6 protein-coding genes are annotated in these 13,156 nt (G+C 41.0%); all 6 read right to left on the minus strand.

Translation table 11 applies throughout. The features are described 5' to 3' along the window. Positions 1-2,134 precede the first annotated feature (2,134 nt). Complete coding sequence (gene rpoC, locus GQR59_RS14460) at positions 2,135-6,355, minus strand: DNA-directed RNA polymerase subunit beta' (protein WP_160063845.1); 4,221 nt, start codon at positions 6,353-6,355, stop codon at positions 2,135-2,137. 76 nt (positions 6,356-6,431) lie between these two features. After that, complete coding sequence (rpoB, locus tag GQR59_RS14465) at positions 6,432-10,466, minus strand: DNA-directed RNA polymerase subunit beta (RefSeq protein ID WP_160063847.1); 4,035 nt, start codon at positions 10,464-10,466, stop codon at positions 6,432-6,434. 319 nt (positions 10,467-10,785) lie between these two features. Then, positions 10,786-11,151, minus strand: a complete 366-nt coding sequence (rplL, locus tag GQR59_RS14470) for a 50S ribosomal protein L7/L12 (RefSeq protein ID WP_025565258.1) — start codon at positions 11,149-11,151, stop codon at positions 10,786-10,788. A gap of 43 nt (positions 11,152-11,194) precedes the next feature. Next, entirely contained in the window at positions 11,195-11,698 is a 504-nt protein-coding gene (rplJ, locus tag GQR59_RS14475) for a 50S ribosomal protein L10 (RefSeq protein ID WP_025565259.1), read from the minus strand. Between the two features lie 268 nt (positions 11,699-11,966). Further along, positions 11,967-12,671, minus strand: coding sequence for a 50S ribosomal protein L1 (gene rplA, locus GQR59_RS14480; RefSeq protein ID WP_025565260.1), 705 nt, complete (start codon positions 12,669-12,671; stop codon positions 11,967-11,969). 4 nt (positions 12,672-12,675) lie between these two features. After that, positions 12,676-13,104, minus strand: coding sequence for a 50S ribosomal protein L11 (gene rplK, locus GQR59_RS14485; protein ID WP_113818378.1), 429 nt, complete (start codon positions 13,102-13,104; stop codon positions 12,676-12,678). Between the last annotated feature and the right edge of the window lie 52 nt (positions 13,105-13,156).

Here is a 13,156-nt window from a genome sequence, read left to right on the forward strand (position 1 = left end):
TCTTTGTATCTTTGTATCACTAATGAAGAATTATGAATTGAGTACACCATCTAAAAATCAACACAAAAAAGATCTGCAAGCTAAAGCATGCGCCCCGAGTAAATATAACCGCAAGCTAAAAACAGGACTCGCAGAGCTTCTCCGCTCATGACACTAGGCTGTCGGCTAATTGGCCATACGCCCCAAATAACAAAAGCGACAACCGACACAATTTAACTTCATAGTTCCGATTATCGATCTTTTACTTGAAAACACCAAAATAACCACGAAGCGCTACGCTACACGAAGGACACGAAAGAAAAACTATAAGCCATTATCTGTTATTAATCGTTTTTGCTCTAACCTTCTTCACCCTTCGTACCTTCGTACCTTCGTGGTAAACCGCTTTTGACTTTGGGGCGCTGGCTTTAGCTTGCAGAGGCTTTGGGGTTAGGGGTTGTTGTTTTTATTTTTGTATCTTTGTATCTTTGTATCACTAATGAAGTATTATGAATTGAGCACACCACCTAAAAATCAACACAAAAAAGATCTGCAAGCTAAAGCATGCGCCCCGAGTAAATATAACCGCAAGCTAAAAACAGGACTCGCAGAGCTTCTCCGCTCATGACACTAGGCTGTCGGCTAATTGGCCATACGCCCCAAATAACAAAAGCGACAACCATACAATTTAACTTCATAGTTCCGATTATCGACCTTTGACTTGAAAACACCAAAATAACCACGAAGCGCTACGCTACACGAAGGGCACGAAGAAAAGCTCTAATTCATTACTTATGATTAATCGCTTTTGCTCTAACCTTCTTCACCCTTCGTACCTTCGTGGTAAACCGCTTTTGACTTTGGGGCGCTGGCTTTAGCCTGCAGGGGTTCTGAGGTTAGGGGTTGTTGTTTGTATCTTTATACCACTAATGAAGAATTATGAATTATGAATTGAGTACACCATCTAAAAATCAACACAAAAAAGATCTGCAAGCTACAAACAGGACTCGCATAGCTTCTCCGCTCATGACACTAGGCTGTCGGCTAATTGGCCATACGCCCCAAATAACAAAAGCGACAACCGACACAATTTAACTTCATAGTTCCGATTATCGACCTTTTACTTGAAAATACCAAAATAACCACGAAGCGCTACGCTACACGAAGAGCACGAAGAAAAGAGTAAAAGCTAATCAAAAAGCACTTTATTCACTATTTTTTATTAAGTACTTTTGCTCTCCCCTTCTTCACCCTTCGTGGTAAACCGTCTTTGACTTTGGGGCGCTGGCTTTAGCCTGCAGGGGTTCTGGTGTTAGGGTTTATTGTTTGTATCTTTATACCACTAATAAAGAATTATGAATTATGAATTATGAATTGAGTACACCATCTAAAAATCAACACAAAAAAGATCTGCAAGCTAAAAACAGGACTCGCAGAGCTCCTCCGCTCATGACACTAGGCTGTCGCCTAATTCGCCATGCGCACCTAAAACAACATAATTTAAATCAATAGTTTTGATTATCGATCTTTTACTTGAAAACACCAAAATAACCACGAAGGGCACGAAGAAAAGCTCTAATTCATTACTTATGATTAATCGCTTTTGCTCTAACCTTCTTCACCCTTCGTACCTTCGTGGTAAACTGCTTTTGACTTAGGGGCGCTGGCTTTAGCCTGCAGGGATTCTAGTGTTAGGGGTTACTTTTTTGATCTTTGTAACATGAATGATTAATTGAATAATCTATCCAACAATCAACACAAAAAAGATCTGCAAGCTGAAGCATGCGCCCCTAATGACAAAAGCGACAAAATACCGCAAGCTGAAAACAGGACTCGAATAACAAAAGCGACAACCAACACAATTTAATTTCATAGTTCCGATTATCGACCTTTTACTTGAAAATATCAAAATAACCACGAAGTTCTCCGCTACACGAAGAACATAAAGAAAAGACAATAAGCTAAGCAAAAAGCACTTTATTCACTATTTTTTATTAAGTACTTTTACTTCGCCCTTCGTGTTCGTGGTAGACCGCTTTTGACTTTAAACAGCAAATCACAAAGTACAAACTCGAATAAACTCAAATTTCAGGCATAAAAAAAGGTGCCGAAGCACCTTTTTTCTAAAGCAAAATTAATTGCTTATATTCACTACTTACTCACCAAAATCAACGGCGTTTAGTAAGTCAGCTAAGTTTTGCTCAGCTGCTTCTACGTCAATGATTGGTTGCTCAGTTACAGGTTCAAGCTCTTTCGCTTTAGCTGCAGCACGAGTACGGTGATGTGCAAAACCAGTACCAGCTGGAATCAAGCGACCAACGATTACATTCTCTTTCAAGCCATGTAATTGGTCACATTTACCTGCAACAGCAGCTTCCGTAAGAACACGTGTTGTTTCTTGGAAAGATGCAGCTGAAATAAATGATTCAGTTGCTAGCGATGCTTTAGTAATACCTAATAACTGGTATTCAAACTTAGCAACGTTTTTGCCTTCAGCTTCAAGACGACGGTTTTCAATGATAACGCGTACAACTTCAGCTTGCTCACCCACTAAGAACGACGTATCGCCGGCATCAGTAATGATACATTTACGCAGCATTTGGTTAACGATAACTTCAATGTGCTTATCATTAATTTTTACACCTTGTAAACGGTATACTTCTTGTACTTCGTTTGTGATGTAGTTAGCCACTGGGCTAATACCACGTAGACGAAGAATGTCATGAGGAGACTCAGGACCGTCAGAAATAACCTCACCTTTTTCAATCTTCTCACCTTCGAAGATGTTTAGATGACGCCATTTTTGAATCATCTCTTCATGCACATCGCCATTAGCTTGTGTAATAAGAAGACGACGCTTACCTTTAGTCTCTTTACCGAATGCTAATGTACCTGAAACTTCTGCAAGGATCGCAGCGTCTTTAGGTGTACGAGCTTCAAATAAGTCGGCTACGCGAGGTAGACCACCCGTGATATCACGAGTTTTTGAGCTTTCTTGTGGAATACGGGCTACCGCATCACCAACTCGTACTTGCGCACCATCTTCTAGGCTTACGATTGCATTTGCAGCAAGCGCATACTGAGCGATAACTTGTGTACCTGGAATGAATACATCATTACCTTTAGCATCAACTAGTTTAGCCATTGGACGCATCTCTTTACCAGCAGATGGACGTTGAGCCGGATCGATAACAACAATACTTGATAAACCAGTTAATTCATCAGTTTGTTTGTTAATCGTTACGCCTTCAATGAAGTCAACGAACTCGATCTTACCTTCCACTTCCGTAATGATTGGATGTGTATGCGGGTCCCAGTTAGCGATGATTTCACCAGCAGTAATTGCTGCGCCATCTTGCTTATCAAGAACAGCACCATAAGGTAGACGGTGATTCTCTTTCGTACGGCCTAATTCATCGATAACGGTTAACTCAGTAGAACGAGAGATAACAACTACTTTTTGATCAGAGTTAATGACGAACTTAGCGTTATGTAATTTAACTTTACCCGTATTTTTAACTTGAATACTGTTTTCAGATGCAGAACGAGATGCTGCACCACCGATGTGGAACGTACGCATCGTTAACTGTGTACCAGGTTCACCGATAGACTGAGCGGCCATAACACCAACTGCTTCGCCTTGACCAACCATGTGTCCACGAGCCAAATCACGACCGTAACATTGTGCACAAGCACCAAAGTCTGTATTACAAGTAATTACTGAGCGAACCCATACTTGGTCAACTGACGCTTCTTCGATTAAGTCACAGTATTTTTCATCAAGTAATACGTTACGTGCGATTAATACTTCGTTATCAGTACCTGGTTTAATGATGTCACGAGCAACAACACGACCTAGAACACGTTCACGAAGTGGTTCAACAACGTCACCACCTTGAATCAATGGCGTAACTAATAGACCTTCAGTACTACCACAATCTTCTTCAGTAATAACTAAATCTTGAGCAATATCAACAAGACGACGAGTTAGGTAACCCGAGTTTGCTGTTTTAAGTGCGGTATCGGCAAGACCTTTACGTGCACCATGCGTCGAGATAAAGTACTGAAGTACGTTTAGACCTTCACGGAAGTTAGCGACGATAGGTGTTTCGATGATTGAACCATCTGGTTTAGCCATCAGACCACGCATACCAGCAAGCTGACGAATCTGAGCGGCACTACCACGTGCACCCGAATCGGCCATCATATAAACGCTGTTAAACGAATCTTGTACTTCTTCTTCGCCTTTAGCGTTAATAACTGTCTCTTTAGACAGATTTTCCATCATCGCTTTAGCCACTTGCTCATTCGCACTTGCCCAAATATCGATAACTTTATTGTAACGCTCACCCGCAGTAACAAGACCAGCTTGGAATTGCTCTTGGATTTCTAGTACTTCAGCTTCAGCTTCTTCAACTAATACTTTCTTAGCATCAGGAATAACCATATCGTCGATACCAACAGAAGCACCTGACAATGTAGCGTATTCAAAACCTGTATACATTAATTGGTCAGCAAAAATAACCGTGTCTTTAATACCTAGTAAACGGTAACAAGCATTCAACACGTTAGAGATTGCTTTTTTGCCCATGTTCAAATCAACGTGCTCAAAAGGAAGACCTTCAGGCATGATTAACGATAAGATCGCACGACCAATTGTTGTTTCAACTAATTCAGTAGTCGATGTACGAGATTTGTCTTCAGCAATATGAACTTGAGTCATACGTACTTTAACAATCGCTTGTAGATCAACAACACCAGCACGGTATGCTTTTTCAGCTTCTTTAGCACTTAGGAAGTACATACCTTCGCCACGCGCATTAATGCGAGTACGAGTCATGTAGTACAAACCTAATACAACGTCTTGTGACGGTACGATAATCGGCTCACCATTTGCAGGCGATAAGATATTATTCGTAGACATCATTAACGTACGAGCTTCAAGCTGCGCTTCAATTGTTAACGGTACGTGTACCGCCATTTGGTCACCATCGAAATCGGCGTTGTATGCCGCACAAACCAATGGATGTAATTGAATCGCTTTACCTTCGATTAATACAGGTTCAAATGCTTGGATACCTAGTCTGTGAAGTGTTGGTGCACGGTTAAGTAGCACTGGATGTTCACGGATAACACCTTCTAGGATGTCCCAAACTTCACCACCTTCACGGTCAACTAATTTCTTAGCCGCTTTAATAGTAGTCGCAAGACCTAATGCTTCTAACTTACCGTATACAAATGGTTTGAATAGCTCTAATGCCATCTTCTTCGGAAGACCACATTGATGTAAACGTAAAGTTGGACCTACTGTGATTACAGAACGACCAGAATAATCTACACGTTTACCTAGTAAGTTTTGACGGAAACGACCTTGCTTACCTTTGATCATATCTGCAAGCGATTTTAGAGGACGTTTGTTCGAACCAGTAATAGCTCGGCCACGACGACCATTATCTAATAACGCATCAACAGATTCTTGTAACATACGTTTTTCGTTACGTACGATGATATCTGGTGCAGCTAGCTCTAAAAGACGTTTTAGACGGTTATTACGGTTAATAACACGACGGTATAAGTCATTTAGGTCAGAAGTAGCAAAACGTCCGCCATCTAGTGGTACTAGAGGACGTAAATCAGGTGGTAGTACTGGAAGTACTGTTAAGATCATCCACTCTGGTTTGTTTGAAGACTGGTGGAAAGATTCCACTAACTTCAGACGCTTAGTCAATTTCTTACGGCGAGTTTCAGAATTAGTTGTTTCTAACTCTTCACGCATGCCTTTGATTTCGTGCTCTAAATCAAGTTGCTTAAGTAGTGCAAAAACGGCTTCAGCGCCCATCATTGCGTCAAACTCATCGCCCCATTGCTCTAGGTTGTCCAAGTATTCTTCTTCAAGAAGGATTTGGCCACGCTCAAGATCAGTCATACCTGGTTCAACAACCACGAATGATTCAAAATATAGGATACGTTCAATATCACGTAACGTCATATCTAGCATTAAGCCGATACGAGACGGAAGTGATTTAAGGAACCAAATGTGTGCAACAGGTGATGCTAATTCGATGTGTCCCATACGGTCACGACGAACTTTAGCTTGAGTTACCTCAACACCACATTTTTCACAAATAACACCACGATGTTTAAGGCGTTTGTATTTGCCACATAAACATTCGTAATCTTTGATTGGACCAAAGATACGTGCACAGAATAAACCTTCACGTTCAGGTTTAAAGGTACGGTAGTTAATGGTTTCAGGTTTCTTAACTTCACCAAAAGACCATGAACGGATCATTTCAGGTGATGCTAAACCGATTTTAATACCATCGAATTCTTTGGTTTTATTTTGTTGCTTTAAAAACTTGAGTAAGTCTTTCACGCTACTCTCCCATAGGAGTTAAAACTAGGCGTCTCAATGGAACGAGACGCCACATATTTTTCAACTAAAACGAATTTTAGTTCGATTCATCTAGCTCGATATTGATGCTTAATGAACGGATCTCTTTCAACAATACGTTGAATGATTCAGGCATGCCTGGTTCCATTCTATGGTCACCGTCTACGATGTTTTTATACATCTTAGTACGACCATTAACATCATCCGACTTAACCGTTAGCATTTCTTGAAGTGTGTAAGCAGCACCGTAAGCTTCTAGTGCCCATACTTCCATCTCACCGAAACGCTGGCCACCGAACTGAGCTTTACCACCAAGTGGTTGCTGAGTAACCAAGCTGTAAGAACCTGTTGAACGCGCATGCATTTTGTCATCAACTAAGTGATTCAGTTTTAACATGTACATGTAACCAACCGTCGTTTTACGTTCAAAATCGATACCGGTACGGCCATCAGTTAATTGCAGTTGACCAGACTCTGGTAAGTCAGCAAGACGTAACAATTCACGGATTTCACTTTCGTGAGCCCCATCAAATGCAGGTGTTGCTACTGGTAAACCTTTATAGAGGTTTTTAGCAAGACGTAATACAGCTTCGTCATCAAAGTCATTTAAGTCAACATGACAAGGTGCATCACCGAACGAGTAAAGTTTTTGTACGAATTCACGTACTTTGCTGATCTCTACTTCACGTTGATCTTTGATCATACGCTCTAGTTTCTCACCAACACCTTTACACGCTAGACCTAGATGTGTCTCAAGGATCTGACCGATGTTCATACGTGATGGTACACCCAATGGGTTAAGTACGATATCAACTGGAACACCAAACTCATCGTGAGGCATATCTTCTACAGGTACGATGTTTGAAATAACACCTTTGTTACCATGACGGCCGGCCATTTTATCACCAGGCTGTAGACGACGACGTACTGCAAGGTAAACCTTAACAATTTTTTGTACGCCAGGTGCTAAATCATCACCTTGTGTAATCTTACGACGTTTAATATCAAACTCTTTATCGTAGTCTGCTTTAACTTCATCGTATTGCGCATTGATTTGGTCTAAGTAAGTTTGTTTTTCATCATCATTTAATACGATGTCAAACCATTGTGCTTTAGGCATCTGTAGCAGACGCGCTTCTTCTTGACCAGCAGAAACTAATAGTTTCAACGCTTTTTCATGGATAGCTTCTTCTAAGATCTTGAACTTTTCAGTTAAATCTTTCTTAGCTGCTTTCAACTGCATCTCTTCAATTTCTAGTGCACGCTTATCTTTCTCAACGCCGTCACGAGTAAAGACTTGTACGTCAATTACTGTTGCGTAAGTTGAGTTAGCTACGCGTAAAGAGCTGTCTTTAACATCAGACGCTTTTTCACCGAAGATAGCTCGTAATAGTTTTTCTTCTGGCGTAAGTTGTGTTTCGCCTTTTGGCGTTACTTTACCTACTAAGATATCACCAGGTTTAACTTCAGCACCAACGTAAACAATACCAGACTCATCTAGCTTGCTTAACGCAGATTCACCAACGTTAGGGATATCGGCAGTGATCTCTTCAGTACCCAATTTAGTTTCACGTGCAATACATGAGAACTCTTGGATATGGATCGTAGTAAAACGATCTTCTTGAGATACACGCTCAGAAATAAGGATTGAATCCTCAAAGTTGTAACCATTCCAAGGCATGAAGGCAATCTTCATGTTTTGACCAAGTGCTAAATCACCCATATCAGTAGATGGACCATCTGCTAATACGTCACCGCGAACAATTGGCTCGCCAGGTTTACACGTTGGTTTTTGGTTAATACAAGTATTCTGATTTGAACGCGTGTATTTCGTTAAGTTGTAGATATCGATACCCGCTTCACCAGCAAGTAACTCATCATCAGCAACTTTAACAACGATACGAGATGCATCAACATAATCGATTACACCACCGCGTTTCGCGATAATAGTAACACCAGAGTCAATAGCAAGACGACGCTCGATACCAGTACCTACTAATGGCTTATCAGCACGTAAGGTAGGAACCGCTTGACGTTGCATGTTCGCACCCATTAAGGCACGGTTAGCATCATCATGTTCTAAGAACGGGATAAGTGACGCAGCAACAGAAATGATCTGTTGTGGTGACACATCCATGTAATCGATGTCATTTGGTCCCATAAAGGTAGTTTCACCTTTATGGCGACAAGGGATCATCTCTTCATTCAATAGACCATTTTCGTCAACGTTAGCAGAAGCCTGTGCGATAACGAAAGTACCCTCTTCGATAGCAGATAAATATTCAACTGTATCAGAAGGTTTACCATCAATAACTTTACGGTAAGGCGTTTCCAAGAAACCGTAACTGTTAGTACGTGAGAACGTTGCTAACGAGTTAATAAGACCGATGTTTGGTCCCTCTGGTGTTTCGATTGGACATAAACGACCGTAGTGAGTTGCGTGAACGTCACGTACTTCAAAGCCAGCACGCTCACGAGTTAGACCACCAGGACCTAATGCAGAGATACGACGTTTGTGTGTTACTTCTGATAACGGGTTATTTTGATCCATAAACTGAGACAGTTGTGAAGAACCAAAGAACTCTTTAACAGCAGCTGAAATAGGTTTTGCATTGATCAGATCTTGCGGCATAGTTGCATCAAGGTCGCCTAAAGATAGACGCTCTTTAACAGCACGTTCAACACGTACTAAACCAACACGGAATTGGTTTTCTGCCATTTCACCTACACAACGGATACGACGGTTACCAAGATGATCGATATCATCTACTTCACCATTACCGTTACGAATATCAATCAGTGTTTTCATTACACTTAAGATATCGTCTTTAGATAAAATACCTGGACCTTCATCACCATCAATACCAACACGACGGTTGAACTTCATACGACCCACTTTAGATAAGTCGTAACGTTCTTCTGCGAAGAATAGGTTTTGGAATAGGCCTTCAGCTGCATCTTTAGTTGGTGGCTCACCAGGACGCATCATACGGTAGATTTCTACTAACGCTTCTAAACGGTTAGTTGAAGAATCAACACGTAATGTGTCTGATATAAATGAACCACAATCTAATTCATTGCTGTAGATTGCTTCGAATTTTTTAATACCTGACTGTGCAAGCTCAGCTAATAATTCAAGTGTAAAGATATCATTTGCATTAACAATGATTTCACCAGTTTCGCTGCTGATGTAATCTTTAGCTGATACTTTACCTTCTAAATATTCAAACGGTACTTCAAGCAGCTTAACGCCATCTTTCTCAAGTTGACGGATATGACGAGCAGTAATACGCTTGCCAGATTCAACATAAGTAGTACCTTTGCTCACGATGTCAAAGTTGAACTGCTCACCGCGTAAACGGTCTGCAATCAATGCCATTGTGATAACACCATCTTTAACAACAAACTCAGTTGTATCAAAGAAGATATCTAGGATTTGTTCAGTCGTGTACTCAAGTGCACGTAACATGATAGTCGCTGGTAATTTACGACGACGGTCAATACGAACAAATAAGTTGTCTTTAGGGTCAAATTCAAAATCTAACCAAGAACCACGGTAAGGGATAACACGTGCGTTATATAACACTTTACCCGAACTGTGTGTCTTACCTTTATCATGGTCAAAGAAAACACCAGGAGAACGATGTAATTGAGAAACAATAACACGCTCTGTACCATTGATAACAAAGGTACCGTTTTCTGTCATGAGTGGCATTTCACCCATGTAAACTTCTTGTTCACGGATATCTTTAACCGTGCCTGCTGGCGCATCACGATCATAGATAACAAGACGTAATTTAACACGTAAAGAAGCAGAGTAAGTTACTCCGCGGATTTGGCATTCTTTCACATCAAAAACAGGCTCGCCTAAACGGTAACTTACATATTGTAGTTCCGAGGTACCTGAATAACTAGCGATAGGGAAGATACTGTTAAAAGCAGCTTCTAGACCTACCTCTCCAGTTAAATCGACTTCAATGAATCGTTTGAATGAATCTAGTTGAATTTCCAACAAGTATGGTTTTTCCATCACTTGTGGACGTTTCCCAAAATCCTTACGAATACGTTTTTTCTCAGTATAAGAGTAACCCATGTGGTTCCTTTGCTCGCTGATAAAATTGGTCATAGTTGTCTCACTTGGTTTGAATCTGATGTATGACAACGGCGGCACATTATTTTGGTGTTAATGATATTTTAACTGTCAGTACTACTTCAGGTTGAACCTACTTTTGAGGCGCAGCTTATTTCGCTGACTTTATCGTTTGAAGCAATACGGCAATAACATCACCTTAAGCGTCCGATGACCGTAAAAAATAATGAAAAATCACGGTATCCTATAGCGCAAAAAGGCCGGTGATTAAAAAATCACCAGCCAAAGCTATTTGCATAGCTATTAAGTTAGAAAAACTAACTTATTTAAGTTCAGCAGTTGCACCGATTTCAGCAAGCTCTTTTTGGAAAGCTTCAGCTTCGTCTTTAGAAATGCCTTCTTTAAGAACAGCAGGACAAGATTCAACAGCTTCTTTAGCTTCTTTAAGGCCTAGACCTGTGATAGCACGTACAGCTTTGATTGCTTTAACTTTGTTCTCACCGAAAGCAGTAAGTACTAGGTTGAATTCAGTTTGCTCAGCAGCAGCTTCGCCTGCAGCAGCAGGACCGGCAGCAGCAACAGCAGCAGATACGCCGAATTTTTCTTCCATTGCTTCGATTAGTTCAACAACTTCCATTACAGATAGTTCTGCAACAGCATCAATGATTTGGTCTTTAGTAAGAGACATGAGTCAATTCCTATATATAGATTATAAAATGGTATTACAGCAATTACGCTGCAGATTCTTCTTTCTGGTCGCGAATAGCAGCCAGAGTACGTACAAGTTTGCCCGCTGCAGCTTCTTTGATAGTAGCCATCAGTTTCGCAATTGCTTCGTCGTATGTTGGTAATGTCGCTAAACGGTCGATTTGAGCGGCTTCAATGAATTCACCCTCAAATGCTAGCCCTTTAATTTCAAACGATTCATTAGCTTTAGCAAAGTCTTTTAAAAGACGTGCTGCTGCACCTGGATGTTCGTTTGAAAAAGCAAGGATAGTAGGACCTGTAAACGTATCTGCCAGACATGCAAAGTCAGTACCTTCAACTGCACGACGTGCTAGTGTGTTACGAATAACTCGTAAAAATACACCGTTTGCACGTGCTTTTGCACGAAGTTCAGTCATTGCACCTACTGTTACACCGCGTGAATCGGCAGTTACAGCAGACAGAGCGCCTTTAGCAGCTTCGTTGACTTCAGCAACAATAGCTTGTTTGTCTTCGAGTCTTAATGCCATTTGGTTTTACTCCTGGATTCCACTAGGTTTTACCCTAGATAAACACCCCCATCTAATGATGAGGCACTATTTTTGGTTACGGATCCAGTAGAATAATCTTTCTGGGGTCCGGTACCGTCTACGCAGGAAATTAAGTTAAATCAAAAAATTTAACACCTACGGTCTAAGAAGAGACCTAAGGCCCTCCAAAGTAAGGTCGCATATTATACAAACAATATGCAACCTTGTATAGTCACTTGATGATTAATCACCAAATGACTACAAAAAATTACGCTACTACAGTAACTAGAGTTGCTTGGTCAACTTTCAGACCTGCACCCATAGTTGTAGATAGAGAAACTTTCTTGATAAATTGACCTTTAGCGCCAGATGGTTTTGCTTTTTTAAGAGCAATAATCAAAGCTTCTAGGTTTTCTTTAATTTGTTCAGCAGTAAATGTCGCTTTACCGATTGTAGAATGGATAATACCATTCTTGTCGTTACGGTAACGAACCTGACCCGCTTTAGCATTTTTAACTGCTTCAGCAACGTTAGGTGTAACAGTACCAACTTTCGGGTTAGGCATTAGACCACGTGGACCTAAGATTTGACCTAATTGACCAACAACACGCATAGCGTCTGGTGATGCAATTACAACGTCAAAGTCCATTTCGCCAGCTTTAACTTTAGCAGCAAGATCGTCCATACCAACGATATCCGCACCAGCAGCTAGAGCAGCTTCTGCGTTAGCGCCTTGTGTAAATACAGCAACACGAACTTCACGTCCAGTACCGTGTGGTAATACAGTTGCGCCACGTACGTTTTGATCACTACGACGAGGATCAACACCTAGGTTAACGGCAACATCAATGCTTTCGCTGAATTTAGCTGTCGCGAACTTTTGTAAAAGTGCTACTGCTTCATTGATATCGTATTCTTTAGTTGCGTCAACTTCAGCGCGTATAGCTGTCATGCGTTTAGATAATTTAGCCATTGTATTAACCCTCTACTTCCAGACCCATAGAACGAGCAGAACCCGCAATACAACGTACCATCGCTTCAAGATCGGCACCCGTTAAATCAACTTCTTTCGCTTTAGCGATTTCTTCAAGTTGAGCAACTGTTACTTTACCTACTTTGTCTTTATTAGGTACAGCAGAACCAGATTTGATGCCAGCAGCTTTCTTAAGTAAGTAAGATGCAGGTGGAGTCTTAGTTTCGAATGTAAAAGAACGGTCAGCATATACTGTAATTACTACAGGAACTGGCGCGCCTTTTTCTTGAGCTTCTGTTTTTGCATTGAATGCTTTACAGAATTCCATGATGTTAACACCGTGTTGACCAAGTGCAGGACCAACTGGTGGTGACGGGTTTGCCATACCAGCTGAAACTTGCAGCTTGATATATGCGGTTACTTTCTTAGCCATGATATATTACCTTTATTTGGGTATAACGCTGAAAAATCAGCTTCCCAGTTAA

It is taken from the genome of Psychromonas sp. L1A2 (assembly GCF_009828855.1).
Lineage (GTDB): Bacteria > Pseudomonadota > Gammaproteobacteria > Enterobacterales > Psychromonadaceae > Psychromonas.